Source organism: Mesorhizobium sp. B3-1-7, from assembly GCF_006439385.1.
Taxonomy (GTDB): domain Bacteria; phylum Pseudomonadota; class Alphaproteobacteria; order Rhizobiales; family Rhizobiaceae; genus Mesorhizobium.
The window spans coordinates 24,536-38,021 of record NZ_VFTL01000053.1; the positions used below are offsets into that span (position 1 = coordinate 24,536).

Genomic DNA, 13,486 nt, shown 5'->3' on the forward strand with positions numbered 1-13,486 from the left:
TCGCCAGGCGCGGCCGGCAAGGTCGACCACGTGCGTGCCGCATGGGTGGCACTCTCCATCCGGGTTGACAGGACAGACGCGCCGCCCTAGCTTTCGCGTTAGTGACCACTAACGCGAAATACTGGACAGCGCTCGGCGATCCGACGCGACGCACGATCTTCGAACTGCTGGTCGACCGCCCCAGCTCGGTCAGCGGGCTCGCCAATGCACTGCCCGTGACGCGGCCGGCGGTCTCGCAGCATCTGAAGGTTCTCAAGGATGCCGGGCTGGTGGCCGACACGCGCTCGGGCAAGGAACGCATCTACCGTATCGACCCGGACGGCCTCGCGGCTTTCCGGGCGGAGATCGACCACTTCTGGGTGAAGACGCTCGCGGCTTACGCGCGGCTTGTCGAGCAACCGACGGAGGACGAAACATGATCAAGCAGCCGGCACCCGCGCCCGTGAAACATTCCGTCGTCGTCGCGGCGCCGATCGCACGCGCCTTCAAAGTGTTCACCGAGGATTTCGGCAGCATCAAACCGCGCGAGCACAATCTGCTCGCCGTCCCGATCGCGGAAACGATCTTCGAGCAGCGGGTCGGCGGCCACGTCTACGACCGTGGCGTCGATGGCTCAGAGTGCCGCTTCGCCCGTGTGCTGGCCTACGATCCGCCGAACCGGCTGCTTCTGAGCTGGGACATCAGCCCGCGCTGGCAGATCGAAACCGACCTCACCCGCACAAGCGAGTGGGAAGTCCGCTTCACGGCCGAGGCGGAAAACCGCACCCGCGTCGAAATCGAGCACCGCCATATCGAGCGGCATGGCCAAGGCTGGGAAAGCGTGCGCGGCGGGGTCGACAGCGATCAGGGCTGGCCGCTCTACCTGCAGCGGTTCCAGAACCTCTTTTCCTGGGCAGCCTGACAGCACCACCCGGTACCGAAGGGCTTGGCCCGCACGACAGCCATTGGAAGGAGCGCGGAAAATGGAAGCTTATTGGCTGAGCACGCTCGGCGTGCTTGCGCTCTGTCTCCTGTCGGTGGCGCTGGCGGTCTATTCCGGCTCATCCAAGGGATTTGCGGGCAAGCTTTCGGGTCCGGTCGTCCCGGCGGACGACGACAACCGTCTCTACCGGATCGACCGCGTCCACATGAATTCGGTCGAGGCGCTGGCCCCTTTCGTCGTGCCCGTGATGCTGGCGATGATGGTCGGTGTCGGCCCGGTGACGCTCGCCGTGCTTGTCTGGGTTCACCTGGCGATACGCCTCGTACACATGGTCATCTACCTGCGTGGGGGAAACGCCGCCAAGGGCGGCAGCGTCAGGACGATCCTCTATGTCTCTGGCGCGCTGGTCACGTTTGTTCTCATCCTCGTGACGGGGTGGGCGGCGCTTCGCTGAGCAGCTTTCGCTTCGGCCGCGCATCAGTCCTTCGGCGCGTTGCTGTAGAGCGCCACGCCGACGCGGTCGTTGCGCCGCCACCGCACCAAAGCGCGATAGACCGTATCGTCGGCCGGGACCTCGAGCAGGAAGCGGTCCGGGATCTCCACATCGGCGCCGACGCGCAATTCCGCACCTTGCTCGTGTTGATTTCTGACCGAGCAGCCGATCCTGACGCCGGCGGCGATGATCGTGGCTTCCTTGAGCACGAATTCGCGCGCATGAAGACGGCGCTCGGTCTCGGGAAAATTGGCCATATCCGGCGGGCTCCTCAGGCAAGGCTCTCCTCGCAACAGGGCAGCACCATAGCAGCGAGGCGTTTCCGTTCCGTTAGCAATCACTGAAACGCGGAACGGCAGCTTCATAGGCCGACCGCATTCATCGGGATCTTTCATGCCCAGAGGGTTCAACCAGAGACGATGACCCCGCTCGTGTGCAGCACCCAGCGGCGGCCGTCGCTGCGGAATTCGGTGAGCGACAGCGGCTCGATGTCGATCTTCCAGACCGAGGAAAGCGGCGCGCCCAGAACATGCACCATGGCCGCGCGGATCGGCAGGGCGTGCGTGAGCGCGATGGTATGACCGCTCTCGGAAGCCAGGCGCTCCATCAGCGCGGCGCCGCGCCGGGCGACGGCGGCAAGCGATTCGCCGCCATGGGGCGCCACTTCCGCATCGGCGAACCAGGCCGCCATGCCTTCCGGATCTTCTGCCTGCACCTCCTCGAAGCCTTTGCCGGCCCAGCGCCCGAAATCCTGTTCGCCAAGCAGCGGCTCGACCGTCGCCGCCAGGCCGAGCGCCTCCGCCGTCTGCCGCGCGGCAAGCGCCGGACTTGTCCAGACGCGGTCGGCGCGGCGCAGCGAAGCGGCCAGCGCGCCGGCACGCTCGAAGGCTCGCGGCTCCGGCGCCTCGTCACTCGGAAAACGCCCCTTGCGCGTGGCCTGCGTCGCGCCGCTTGCGATCATCGTCAGGCGGGCGAGCATCCCAAAACTCCGTGGTCCAGTGAAATTTCGGCCGCGCGAAGCCGTGTTGGCCATTACATGTCGTTGACAGGCGAACGAAGTGCTGACAAGTGTTTTAGCGCTATACGGGATTGGAAGCTGGTGCGAGTCCGGCACGGTCGCGCCACTGTGATCGGCACCAGCCGAAAGTCAGGCCTTATTCCGCAGCATTGTTCGATCAACGGGACGCAGTATCCCACGGGAGGTCAATATGTCCGACACCACCTTCGCCCCCAGCTACGGTCCGGTTGCGATTCCGGTTCGCGAGCTTCTGCCGTGGGCCATCTTCGCCGGCCTGCTGTTGATGCTGGCGATCTATTTCGTCGGGGCGGAAGAAGGCGCGACGTCGCTGCTCCGCGGCACCTATGTGCACGAATTCGTGCATGACGGCCGCCACCTGCTCGGCTTCCCCTGCCACTAAGGCGGTTCAGCATCGCTGAACTCGCTTCGATTTTGGTCTAACGCGATTCCGGACGGAAAACCGGCACGCAGTTTTCCTGGAATTGCTGGGTTGGTTTAACGCTATTCCGGACGGAAAACCGCTACGCACTTTTCCTGGAATTGCTTAGAGGGTTAACGACATGGTCGGAAAACTTTTGCTGCGCGGCATGCTTGTCGGGCTGGTTGCGGGGATTCTGGCATTCGCCTTCGCCCGCGTCTATGGCGAGCCGCAGGTCGACAAGGCGATCGCCTTCGAGGAACAGCAGGCCCAGGCGGCCGGCGAGGCGCCGGAGCCCGAGATGGTCAGCCGCGTCACGCAGGCTGGCATCGGTCTCGCAACCGGCGTGCTGGTCTATGGCGCCGCCCTCGGCGGGCTATTCTCGCTGGTCTTCGCCTATGCCTATGGCCGGCTGGGTTCGCTTGGGCCCCGTGGCACTTCGGCGCTCATAGCGCTGCTCGGCTTCCTGGCGGTGATCGTGGTGCCCAGCCTCAAATACCCGGCCAACCCGCCCGCGGTCGGCAATGCCGAGACCATCGGCTACCGCACGGAATTGTTCTTCATCATGATCGTGGTCTCGATCGCGACGATGGTGGCGGCGGTCGGCCTGGCGCAGCGGCTGTGGACCCGGCTCGGCGCCTGGAACGCCTCGATCGTGGCTGGGCTGGCCTTCCTCGTCGTCTTCGCACTGGTGAAGGCAGCCCTGCCCGACATCAACGAAGTACCGGAGAACTTCTCGGCGACGGTGCTGTGGCAGTTCCGCGTCGCCTCGCTCGGCATCCAGCTTGTGCTATGGACCGTCGTCGGGCTCGGCTTCGGCGCGGTTGCCGAGCGCGTGGTCGCGGCGCGCGACCAGCGCAGCCCCGCCCGCCGCTTCGCCTGAAATCCGATGCGTCGACCGCCACGGTTCCTTGCCCTGGCGGCCATTTTCTTTTTGGCGATCGCCCTTTCGATCATGACGGCGGCGGTACCCGCCGAAGCGCATAGCGGATCCTTTGCCCCGCCTCCTCCCGGCATCCAGATCCCGAGCCTGACCCACGGCCAGATGGCCGTGATCGCCCGCCACCGCGGCGAGATCCTCGAGCTCGCCCAGCACCAGACCGCGACCGACCCGACCTTCCGGCGGCTCTACAATCACGGCAACCTGCAATACACCTATTGCCTGTGGGGCCTGATGCCGGGAAGCCTCGCCGACGAGGAGAGCCCCTTCAACGAATGCAGCCACGCCTACCTCGCCACCGCCAAGGCGCTGCTCACCCATATGGCGACGATGCCCTCAGCCGAACGCAACGCGAAAGCACTGATCTCCGATATCGACGCCGACATGGTGCGCAGCGGCGCGTCGTGGATCCTGTGCCAGTATAGCGGCGAGTCTTTCAGCACCGGCGCCGTCGTCGAGCCCAGATGGCGCGACATGGTCTTCCATCTGCCGAGCCTCTGCGTGCTGCTTGCCACGATGGCGGCGCTCGTCGTCGCCGCATGGTCCATCTTCGGCACGCCGCGCGCCCGCGCGGCCTAGCCGAGCGCTGCGCGCTGGCGTAAGCATCGGCAATTGTCCGGTTCCCGGATTCGCAGCCGCCAGCCATGTTCGCCCCCGAAGCCTTCGCCGTCACCGCCGCCTTATGCAGCGCGCTGAGCTCCATGTTCCTGAGCGAGCTCAAGGGCCGCGTTCCCCTGCTCCAGCTTGCCCGCTGGCAGATGCTCGCAACCTTCGTGATGACCGGCTCGGTGTCGTTGGCGATCGGCGGCTGGCACACGATCGGAGCGAGGGAGTTCTGGCTGCTTGCCGGATCAAGCTTCGCAGGCATCAGCATTGCCAGCACGACCTATTTCGCCACCATCTATTCGGTCGGCCCGCGCATCACGGCGCTGCTCTTCTCGCTCACCTCGCCTTTCGCCCTGGCGCTCGGCTATCTCGTGCTCGGCGAAACCATCAGCCGCTGGCAGGCGCTGGGCGTGGCGCTGGCGCTTGCCGGCATCGTGCTTGCAATCGGCATGCCGCGGCGGTTCCTCAAGCGCGGCGACCTCGCGCCGGCGATGCCGGTCGTCACCCCTTCCACCGTGCCGGTCAGCACCGCGCCCGGCCCGCCGCTCACCGGGCGCCTGGGACCAGGCATCATGCTCGGCGTCATGACGGCATTCGGCCAGGCGATCGGCACCCTTTTGGCGCGGCCGGCCATGGCCGCCGGCGTCGAGCCGTTCAGCGCCATGGCGCTGCGCTCGGGCCTTGCCGTGATCCTGTTCATCGCGCTCGCCGCGACGCCGTTCGGCAGGGGCAAGCGGGAGGCCGTCCAGTTCGGCATGGTCGGGCTCGCCGTGCTTTCCGCCTTCGTCGGCACCTCGCTCGGCATGTCCTGCCTGATGGCCGCGCTGCGCACCGGCAATGCCGGCATCATCTCGACGCTGTCCTCGATGACGCCCGTCATCATCCTGCCGATGGTGTGGCTGCGCAGCGGTCAGCGGCCGACCGCGGCCGCCTGGGCCGGCGCGCTGCTGGCCATCGCCGGCACGGCGCTGATCAGCGTTAGGTAAATCAAACCAGCCGCCGCGAGCCCGCTGCCGTGGCAGCGACATCAGTCGACATGCTGAACCTAGTGCGCCGCCGACCGGGCATAACGGCCGGGTGGCTGGCCGACATGACGGCTGAAGGCGGTGCTGAACGTGCTCGCGGAGCCAAGGCGGCTGGCCGTCCACCGCCAGCCGACAAGCTCCCTCGATGACGATGGCGAAGCTTGGATGGCCGAAATCCCTCAGGGCAGCGGGCAAACGCCGGGGGTCAACGCGGCCTCGGACCCCGGACGATGCTTGCTGATGGCGCCCGAGACGGCAGGCATGGACAGCTGATACGATCGGCGTTGCGGCTCACGCTCCGTGGCTGAGGTTGTTCAATGTCGCTCGTTTACAGACCTGCTCGCGCCGATGATCTCGTGGCGACCGATGCGCTGGTGGTGGCTAGCATCAACGAGCTTACCACTCGGCACGGCTTTGGCCCGATGGCGGCGACGAGCCCTCCCAACTTCCAGCTGTTTTCGCTCGAGGACGACCCCGGCGGCCTGTGGGTGGCGGAAGACGACGGGGACATTGCGGGCTTCGCCTGGAGCTGGGTATGCGGCGATATCTGGTTCCTCGCCCAGCTGTTCGTCGATCCTGGCCGACAAGGCCGCGGCATCGGAAACACGCTGCTGGAACGGACCATGGAGCATGCCCGCGCATCAGGCGCAGCCCACAAGGCACTTATAACATTCACCTTCAATCGTGTGTCGCAGGGGCTTTACATGCGGCACGGCTTGTTTCCCAAAACGCCGATCTACCTTCTCAGCGCCGCGCGCGAACGGGTGACCAAGGCATTGGCTCGACCGTTGCGTGCCGTCGAAATGGACGACAGCGCCGCGACGATGGAAAAACTGGTCGAGATCGACGTCCGTGCCCTGGGCGCCTCACGGGAGAAGCATCATCGCTACCTGCGCACCGATCCGTCGACGACAGGCGTCCTGCTCTTTGCTGGCGGCGATGCGGTCGGCTACGGATACACCAACGCCGGCGGGCATATTGGCCCCCTGGCGGTGACGCGGCCCGATATCGTTCGCGATGCCTTTGCAACGGCGTTGCTGTTGGCGGCGGATCGCTCGGCCGAAAAGGTATCGGCCTTCCTGCCGGGCACATGCGGGAGCGCGCTCGGCCTCGCGATCGATCAAGGCATGCGCATCACCTTCCCGATGCTGTTGATGGCATCGCCCGGCTATGGCGACTGGACGCAGTATCTGCCGCGAAATCCCGGCTTCATGTGATCGGCCGCCCGCGGCTGCAGGCGGCCGGCGGCAACCAAATGCTTGTTTTGCCGTTTATTTCAGCGGCTGCCGGCACACAGCGTGGCGCCAGCCGGCTGCGTCGGCCAGGTATCGCCGAGGGCGGAAAGGAGGCCGCGATGACACGGCCGACAGTGGAAATAGGCGACAGGGTGGCCGTCATCGCCACGGTGGTCGAACGCACCGAGGACCGCGTGATGCTGAGGCTCGACGGCGACAGCCATAAATATTCGATGGTCGAGCCCAATGCCAAGGCTGGCGACAAGCTCAGACTCGAGGGCGAGGTCGTGCATGTCGACGAGGATCTCGGACGCACGACCGTGCAGGTTCTGGGGCGCGTGACCGTCGACACCCGGTCGGTCGAGATGGTGACGCGACGTTGCGACCTCGACCATATCGGCTCGAACGTGCCGGGCCACCCTCGCCCACGCACCCCACCGCGACCGCATGGGTGAGCCGGGGCCGAGCCGCGATTCTGTCGTGGGACGATGACCGGTCTAATGGCGCTTGAAATACTGCACTTCGCGTTCGTGCTTTTCCGCCGCTTCGCGCGACTTGAAGGTGCCTAGATTGCGGCGCTTGCCGGTTCTCGGATCGATTTTGCGCGAATAGAGCCTGTATTCGCCGGATTTCAGCTTGCGGATCATGGCGGTCTCCTTGTGAGCCAAGAACCTAACCCGCCTGGGGCCGTCGCGGTTCCAGGCAGGCCATCCAGCCCGCTCACGGCCCGGCCGCAAAAAAGCGCCGCTGTCGGTGAACCATTTCACGGACGTAAACGACCCAATATCGGAATCGAGACCGCAACGACACGATTAGGTCGGATTATTTGTATTCAAATGACTTTGGCGACGTTATGCGGATGTCGCCGAAGTGCCGGATCTGAGGAGGGTGAGATGGTTACGGCGAAGCTTCACGGCGTTGAACTCGTCAGGGGCCAGAAGTGGACGGTGCGCGTCACCGCCTATGGCACGACGCTCATCTTTCCCTTCGAAGCCGAGCAATATGCGCGCTCCTATGCCGATGGCCAGGCCTTCCGCCTCGGCGTCGAGGTTGTCGAGTTGAAGGACTGCGCCTGAGAGGCCGAGCCATCGACCACCAAATGGCCTGAAGACCCGCGCACCCATATATAAGCGGCATGTCGATACTCGATACCGCGAAGCGGTGGGCGCGCAAGATCAAGCGCGATGTGGTTGCGCTCTGGATCGCCGCCCGCGATCCGCGTGTGCCCTGGTATGCAAAAGCCGCCGCGGGCGCAGTCGCGGCCTACGCGCTGAGCCCCATCGATCTTATCCCGGATTTCATCCCGATCATCGGTTACCTGGACGACCTGCTGATCGTGCCTGTCGGCATCATGCTCGCGGTCAAGCTGGTCCCGTCCGATCTGATGCAGGAATTCCGCGAAGAGGCCGCGCGACGCGAGAAGCCGGTGAGCAAGGCCGGGCTCGCTTCCATGATCGCGCTCTGGGTGCTTGCGGCGTTGGCCCTCGCCTGGCTGTTCTGGCCGAAGCCGGCCTAGATCCTTCAGCCAGCGCAGCCGCGCATGCCGGCGGAATCTCACTCGGCAGCTAAATTAGCTGTCCCTTGTAATTTATGCAAATCAGGGCCATGCTGGCCGAGCGCGTGAAATGGCAGGCGCAATGGGTGGGTTCAATTAGGGGTCAGGCGTGATGGAGTTCGCAGTCTGCTACGACCACAGCGGGTTCGATCTGGCACGGTCGCTCTTCCTCGATGTCACGGCGTTCTTTGCGCTGATGGCGCCATGGGCGGTCGCGCGGCTCATCGAGATGTCGCGCGAGGATGGCGCAGTCGGGCTACAGCCGGTCTGAGGCTCGAGCCGCCGCTTTGCTAAAGAGCGTTTCGCGGAAGCGCCGAACCGCTCTAACTCTCTGTGCTTATGCAATTCCGGACGGAAAACCGTTACACACTTTTCCTGGAATTGCTTTAAAAGCGCGTCGCGCTGGAGCGGATTCTGTCGACGCGCTTTAAGCCTTTGTTTTCATGGATGTCGTTATCGCAAAACCGCTGCACACTTTTGCGCGACATGCATTAGCCGTCGTGGACGACCTTTCGGATCGACAGGTCGTCGCCGAACAACGCCGAACAGTCGATCTCCTCCTGGAAGTTTGCCTGCGGATCGAGCACCAGCCACGAAGCGTGCGTGCGAAGATCCTTCAGCCTGGCATTCTTTTGCGCGCGCGCCAGACGCTCGGACTCGGCAACCGAGGCCTGAAAAGGCCTTTCGGCCTTGCGATGGTGAAGGATCCTCGACATAGCGGCGGAAAACGCGCTTGCCCCGCTTTTCGTTCCGTCGAAAGCGGCGGGTCGGACGCCTCGACCCTAACGCGTTCCCTGTTCGACGGTGGCGCGGCAGGACCTCCACGCGTCACGATACCCGCGAAGCGCATTTCTTTGCGCCCTGTTTCAAGCGGTATCGAGCATGAGCGCGCGCCGGATCGGCGGCTGGGGTAGCCCGGCTTGCCTTGGCGGTAAAAGAGTACGGCTCTTTGACGGACAAGCCGGGCTAAAGCGCCGACCATTGGGTTTCCTTGGGGGGAAGCCGGCGCAGGAATAGAGTGTCCGTTTCCCGTTGCGCCCGCAATTGTCGCTGAGGTCCTATGCCCCAGCGCAATGGTCCGACCGGCTGGAGACGTGATGCCGTAATTCCGGACGGAAGGCTACGGGAAAGCGCCGAGCCTAACCGCTCATACTTTTCCTGGAATTGCTCTACGCCCGAACGCTCAAGCCCGCGTAAGACGGTCGCCCTTTTGCAGCGCCCTCCTGACGAAAAGCTCGGCATGCTGCGCCCATTCCGCTTCCGCGACGTCGTTCTCACGAACGGACTGCCTGAAAGCTTCCCGCAGAGCTTCGAGCTCAAAGATCGACAGCCGCTGGTTTCTTTTTTGTTTTTTTGTGCCGGTGTCCATAGTGCGTTGCCAAGAACCGCAAGGTGAAGCCCATCGTATATGCGGCGGCTGTTCGGCCCATCAACACCGTGGCCCTGACTTCTTTTGGGGACAAATTTTGCCGCGGCGTCCGCGTCTTCTGCCGGGACGATGCGGGCTCCGCCTGCCGGACGTGGACGGGGTTGCATGCCGATCCATCCGGCAGCTCCGCCGCTATATGTCTGCACCTAAACGCCCGACAAAAAAGACCGCCTCGGGTCAAGGCGCGGGCGGTGTGGCGCTATATCTTGCAGGTTATACGTCTTTTGGTATGGACCCAGCGCTCGATTGGTGGTTGTCTCGCCATTGCTAAAATCATCCATGATTTCAGGTGGCAGCCAGCCCGCGTCTTCCCCGTCAACAGGAATGACGCGGGCTTTTGCCGCTCGGGGAGAGCCACCCTCGCCGCTGGCGAAGCCAAGCCCGTTCGAGAGCGCGCAAACCCGTCGCCATTAACCTTCCCCATGGGCACGGACCAAGGTCGGTGTCGCAATTGCCGTCCCTCGCCTATAATCTTGCAAGCGGGTGGGTGAGCGGGGCCGATGTTTGGGAGATATTTCACGCGACTTGCACGAATCTGGAGCGGGCTGTCGCTGGCTTGGCAGTTCGTGATCGCGGGCGGCATCGGCCTTCTGGCGGTGATGCTCGTGGTCGGGCTGTGGGTGACGTCGCAGATTCGCGAAGGGGTGATGCACAATTCCGCCACCACGACAGCGCTCTATGTCGACAGCGTGATCGCGCCGCTGCTGCCTGACCTGCGCAAGAGCCGCGAGCTCGACGATTCGGTCAAGCGGGCGCTGGACGAGACGCTCGGCCAGGGAGCGCTCGGAAAGAGGCTGGTGTCGTTCAAGCTGTGGCGACGCGACGGCATGGTGCTCTACTCCGACGACTCGGCCCTGATCGGCAGAACCTTTCCGCCCAACGCCAATCTGAAGTCGGCCTTCGCCGGCAATGTCGTGGCCGAATACAACAACCTCAGCGACGATCCCGAATCGGGAGACGAGAAAGCGGTGAACGCGCCGCTGTTCGAGATCTACAATCCGGTGCGCGAGCCCTGGTCGGGCGAAGTGGTGGCGGTATCGGAATTCTACGAGGTCGCCGACGATTTCCAGGAAACGCTGAACTCGGCGCTCAGATGGACGTGGCTGGTGGTGGCGGCCGCCACCGCGGCGGCGCTGGCGCTGCTCTCCGGCATCGTTTTCCGCGGCAGCCGCACCATCGTCACCCAACAGGCTGCGCTAGAGGCCAAGGTTGCCGAATTGCAGGCGGCGCTGGCGCAGAACTCGTCGCTGCGCCAGCGCGTCCAGCGCGCCTCGCGCCGCGCCACCGCCATCAACGAGCGGTATCTGCGGCGTATCGGCGCCGACCTGCATGACGGGCCGGCGCAACTGGTGGCGCTCGCCGCGCTAAGGATGGACAGCCCGGTGCTGGTCGACCCGACCACATCGAGCACGCTGCGCGAGGCCGAGATCGCCGGCATCCACAAGACGCTCGGCGAGGCGATGCGCGAGATACGCGGCATCTGCAACGGACTGGTGCTGCCGCAGATCGAAACGCAGGCTATCGCCGATATCTTGCGGCTGGCGGTGGCCGAGCACGAGCGGCGCACCAGCACCAAAGTGTTGCTAACTCTGCCCGAGCGCTTGCCGGAGCTCGGCACCTCGGAAAAGATCAGCATCTATCGCTTCGTGCAGGAAGGCCTGAACAACGCCTACCGCCACGGCAAGGGCAAAGGCCAGCAGGTCAGAGCCACGACGAAGGGCGGCAAGCTCCTGGTCGAGGTGCTGGACACCGGCCCCGGCTTCGACCCGGCCCGAAGCGAAGGCCTTGGGCTTGCCGGCCTCAGGGAACGGATCGAAAGCATAGGCGGGCAGTTCGAAACGCTGACCGGCCCGGGAGGAACCAGGCTGGTGATCACCTTGTCTGTCGAGGAGCAACCGTGAGCACATCCATCCGCATCGCAATAGTCGACGACCACCCCCTGTTTCGCGAGGGCGTGGCGCGCAGCCTCGGCGAGATAGGCGGCTTCGAACTTGTGGGCGAAGGCGCCAGCGCCGAGGACGCCGAAAGGCTGGCGCGCGCCAGCACACCCGATATTCTCCTGCTCGACATCAGCATGCCGGGCGGCGGCCTCAACGCGCTGGCCGGCATCCTTTCAGCGATGCCCGAGCAGAAGATCGTCATGCTCACCGTGTCGGAAACCAACGCCGACGTCGCCCTGGCGCTGAAGGCCGGCGCGCGCGGCTATGTGCTGAAAGGCGTCGGCTCCAAGGCGCTGGCCGAGATCCTGCGCGACGTCGCCAACGGCCAGAGCTACGTATCGCCGAGCCTGTCGGCGAGGCTGCTTTCCGACCTTTTGCAGCCCACCGGCAGCAAGCCCGATCCGCTCGGCCAACTCACCGGCCGCGAGGCCGAGATCCTGAAACTGGTCGCGGAGGGGCTCAGCAACAAAGAGGTGGCGGCCCGGCTGTCGCTGCAGGAGAAGACGGTCAAGCATCACATGACCAGGGTGCTGGCCAAGCTCAATGTGCGCAACCGCACCGAGGCGGCGCTGCTGATGCACGAGGCGAGGGAAAGGAACTGAGGAACTAGGTTCCCTCTTTCTTCAATTCTTCAACCCTCACAAGTTCAGCAGGCGTGACAGATCTTCCTCCGTCGCCTGCCGTTCGATGATGGTGCGGCCTTGCGCGTCCTTCATCTCGAAACGGCCGTTCTGGACCTGCTCCTTCATGCCGTTGCTATGGATGACGGTAACCTTGTCGCCATCGATCGAGAGCGTGTCGCCGGTTGCCGCGTTGGTGTAGCTGTTCTTACCGCTAGGATCAGTATTGTTCTTACCGCCGGGATCGGTATTGCCCTTGCCGCTGTTGTTGCCCGGCCCGGCATTGGGGTTGCCGCCGCCGGCATTGCTGTTGCCGGAATTGCCGCCGGCATTGCTGTTTCCACTGTTGCCGCTATTGCCTGAGTTCGAGCCGCCGGCGGAACCCGAATTGCCGCCACTGCCGTTGCCGCTATTACCACCGTTCCCGCCGCTATTGCCGGCGCCGGCATCGGCCGTGGCTACGGCAATCCTCGGCGTACCCTCAAAGATGACGTGCCAAGGCGTAACGGTCAGCGCCAGCGCGCTAAACGCGCGCAGCGCGAGCCAAGCAAGCCTGCTGAAGAGGCGGTTTCGCATATTTTCTCTTCGTTCCGGTTCTGCCTCGGCATGGCCGAAGTTCCGCTCACGGCACAGCCGAGGCGGAACCGGTGTCTTGACCAGGGCAAGAATTCACATCCGGCGAGGCGACGAAAGCGGCCCACGACCCATGCCCCGGCCAGTCGGACCATTTCCGGCGCCATGGCTGACCAATGTCGCAACGGACAGGTCTTGCCGCGCAAAAAATTACCCCCGCACGAAGGCGGGGGTAAGGTGAGTAGCCAAGTTCTACCGCAAGACGATCAGGACCGCAGAGACGAAGCAAAAGGTGGCAACCTGATTTTGCAGCGCTGACCTCCGGTCCCTTAAGATCTAATCCCGATAAAACCTCGCTCTCACAAACTCTGTCTCACAGATTCTTCAGGCGATTGAGATCGGCCATGGTGGCTTTCCGGTCGACGATGGTGCGTCCGTACTTGTCTTCCATCCTGAACCGACCGTTCTCGATCTTCTCCTTCATTCCATTGCGGTGCGTGACCTGGATTCTGTTGCGTGTGGCCTCGACCTTGTCGCCGGTTATAGCATTGACGTGACTATCGACATCGGCGGTGCTTGCCGCGCTGGCGCTGCTGTTGCCATTGTCGCTGTTGCCATCATTATTGCCGTTGTTTCCGACGAACCTTGACGCCGCAACACACCCCAGTCTGTAATCGCCGCAGGGAGGAACCATGGAAAAGATCATCCTGGA

The 13,486-nt window shown here is 64.1% G+C and carries 20 protein-coding genes, 1 pseudogene and 1 riboswitch; of the genes and pseudogenes, 14 read left to right on the forward strand and 7 right to left on the reverse strand.

Annotated elements, in window-relative coordinates; genetic code table 11:
* Positions 1–101 precede the first annotated feature (101 nt).
* The 3 genes from FJ417_RS30750 to FJ417_RS30760 all read left to right on the forward strand — a co-directional run bounded on the left by FJ417_RS30750 (position 102) and on the right by FJ417_RS30760 (position 1,376).
* Positions 102–419, forward strand: coding sequence for a metalloregulator ArsR/SmtB family transcription factor (locus FJ417_RS30750; RefSeq protein WP_140786036.1), 318 nt, complete (start codon positions 102–104; stop codon positions 417–419).
* Positions 416–901 carry an SRPBCC family protein gene (locus FJ417_RS30755; protein WP_140786037.1) on the forward strand — a complete coding sequence of 162 codons (486 nt, stop codon included), beginning with the start codon at positions 416–418 and terminating at the stop codon, positions 899–901. Before FJ417_RS30750 ends, FJ417_RS30755 begins: the two co-directional genes overlap by 4 nt.
* Before the next feature lie 61 nt (positions 902–962).
* The gene (locus FJ417_RS30760) at positions 963–1,376 is read left to right on the forward strand and encodes an MAPEG family protein (protein ID WP_140658450.1); all 414 of its coding nucleotides are present in this window, start codon (positions 963–965) and stop codon (positions 1,374–1,376) included.
* A gap of 23 nt (positions 1,377–1,399) precedes the next feature.
* On the opposite strand, the gene FJ417_RS30765 is transcribed toward FJ417_RS30760, so the two are convergent.
* Positions 1,400–1,672 (reverse strand): PilZ domain-containing protein, encoded by a 273-nt coding sequence (locus FJ417_RS30765; protein ID WP_140786038.1) that lies wholly within the window; start codon positions 1,670–1,672, stop codon positions 1,400–1,402.
* A gap of 149 nt (positions 1,673–1,821) precedes the next feature.
* A complete protein-coding gene (locus FJ417_RS30770) occupies positions 1,822–2,394 on the reverse strand; it encodes a histidine phosphatase family protein (protein ID WP_140786039.1) in 573 nt (190 codons plus the stop codon).
* A gap of 85 nt (positions 2,395–2,479) precedes the next feature.
* A riboswitch (adenosylcobalamin (AdoCbl) riboswitch) is annotated at positions 2,480–2,623 on the forward strand.
* Here FJ417_RS30770 and FJ417_RS30775 point away from each other — a divergent pair.
* The 6 genes from FJ417_RS30775 to FJ417_RS30800 all read left to right on the forward strand — a co-directional run bounded on the left by FJ417_RS30775 (position 2,624) and on the right by FJ417_RS30800 (position 7,112).
* Positions 2,624–2,833, forward strand: coding sequence for a CbtB domain-containing protein (locus FJ417_RS30775; RefSeq protein ID WP_140644940.1), 210 nt, complete (start codon positions 2,624–2,626; stop codon positions 2,831–2,833).
* Positions 2,834–2,993: 160 nt separating this feature from the next.
* Positions 2,994–3,734 carry a CbtA family protein gene (locus FJ417_RS30780; protein ID WP_140786040.1) on the forward strand — a complete coding sequence of 247 codons (741 nt, stop codon included), beginning with the start codon at positions 2,994–2,996 and terminating at the stop codon, positions 3,732–3,734.
* A gap of 51 nt (positions 3,735–3,785) precedes the next feature.
* Entirely contained in the window at positions 3,786–4,370 is a 585-nt protein-coding gene (locus tag FJ417_RS30785; RefSeq protein WP_140786041.1) for a hypothetical protein, read from the forward strand.
* A 65-nt stretch (positions 4,371–4,435) separates the two neighbouring features.
* A complete protein-coding gene (locus tag FJ417_RS30790) occupies positions 4,436–5,383 on the forward strand; it encodes a DMT family transporter (protein ID WP_140786042.1) in 948 nt (315 codons plus the stop codon).
* Positions 5,384–5,739: 356 nt separating this feature from the next.
* The gene (locus FJ417_RS30795) at positions 5,740–6,639 is read left to right on the forward strand and encodes a GNAT family N-acetyltransferase (RefSeq protein ID WP_140786043.1); all 900 of its coding nucleotides are present in this window, start codon (positions 5,740–5,742) and stop codon (positions 6,637–6,639) included.
* A gap of 137 nt (positions 6,640–6,776) precedes the next feature.
* A complete protein-coding gene (locus FJ417_RS30800) occupies positions 6,777–7,112 on the forward strand; it encodes a hypothetical protein (RefSeq protein ID WP_140786044.1) in 336 nt (111 codons plus the stop codon).
* A 42-nt stretch (positions 7,113–7,154) separates the two neighbouring features.
* On the opposite strand, the gene FJ417_RS30805 is transcribed toward FJ417_RS30800, so the two are convergent.
* A complete protein-coding gene (locus FJ417_RS30805) occupies positions 7,155–7,304 on the reverse strand; it encodes a hypothetical protein (protein WP_112100506.1) in 150 nt (49 codons plus the stop codon).
* Positions 7,305–7,550: 246 nt separating this feature from the next.
* Between FJ417_RS30805 and FJ417_RS30810 the strand changes: the two genes are divergently transcribed.
* From FJ417_RS30810 to FJ417_RS33325, 3 genes are all read left to right on the forward strand, one after another.
* Positions 7,551–7,733, forward strand: coding sequence for a hypothetical protein (locus tag FJ417_RS30810; RefSeq protein WP_036258067.1), 183 nt, complete (start codon positions 7,551–7,553; stop codon positions 7,731–7,733).
* A gap of 59 nt (positions 7,734–7,792) precedes the next feature.
* Positions 7,793–8,173, forward strand: a complete 381-nt coding sequence (locus tag FJ417_RS30815) for a YkvA family protein (protein WP_140786045.1) — start codon at positions 7,793–7,795, stop codon at positions 8,171–8,173.
* Positions 8,174–8,321: 148 nt separating this feature from the next.
* Positions 8,322–8,483 carry a hypothetical protein gene (locus tag FJ417_RS33325; protein ID WP_181175249.1) on the forward strand — a complete coding sequence of 54 codons (162 nt, stop codon included), beginning with the start codon at positions 8,322–8,324 and terminating at the stop codon, positions 8,481–8,483.
* A gap of 220 nt (positions 8,484–8,703) precedes the next feature.
* Here FJ417_RS33325 and FJ417_RS30825 read toward each other — a convergent pair whose 3' ends face one another.
* The gene (locus FJ417_RS30825) at positions 8,704–8,928 is read right to left on the reverse strand and encodes a hypothetical protein (protein WP_140786046.1); all 225 of its coding nucleotides are present in this window, start codon (positions 8,926–8,928) and stop codon (positions 8,704–8,706) included.
* A gap of 467 nt (positions 8,929–9,395) precedes the next feature.
* The gene (locus FJ417_RS30830; RefSeq protein WP_140786047.1) at positions 9,396–9,581 is read right to left on the reverse strand and encodes a hypothetical protein; all 186 of its coding nucleotides are present in this window, start codon (positions 9,579–9,581) and stop codon (positions 9,396–9,398) included.
* A 560-nt stretch (positions 9,582–10,141) separates the two neighbouring features.
* On the opposite strand from FJ417_RS30830, the gene FJ417_RS30835 reads away from it, so the two are divergent.
* Positions 10,142–11,542: a sensor histidine kinase gene (locus tag FJ417_RS30835; protein ID WP_140786048.1), complete on the forward strand. Its 1,401-nt coding sequence runs from the start codon at positions 10,142–10,144 to the stop codon at positions 11,540–11,542.
* Entirely contained in the window at positions 11,539–12,183 is a 645-nt protein-coding gene (locus tag FJ417_RS30840; RefSeq protein ID WP_140644951.1) for a response regulator transcription factor, read from the forward strand. The genes FJ417_RS30835 and FJ417_RS30840 overlap by 4 nt, the downstream gene beginning before the upstream one ends.
* A 36-nt stretch (positions 12,184–12,219) precedes the next feature.
* Here the strand turns inward: FJ417_RS30840 and FJ417_RS30845 are convergent, their stop codons facing one another.
* Positions 12,220–12,777 carry a hypothetical protein gene (locus tag FJ417_RS30845; protein WP_140786049.1) on the reverse strand — a complete coding sequence of 186 codons (558 nt, stop codon included), beginning with the start codon at positions 12,775–12,777 and terminating at the stop codon, positions 12,220–12,222.
* 370 nt (positions 12,778–13,147) lie between these two features.
* Positions 13,148–13,486, reverse strand: a pseudogene (locus tag FJ417_RS30850) (hypothetical protein); the annotation flags it as partial.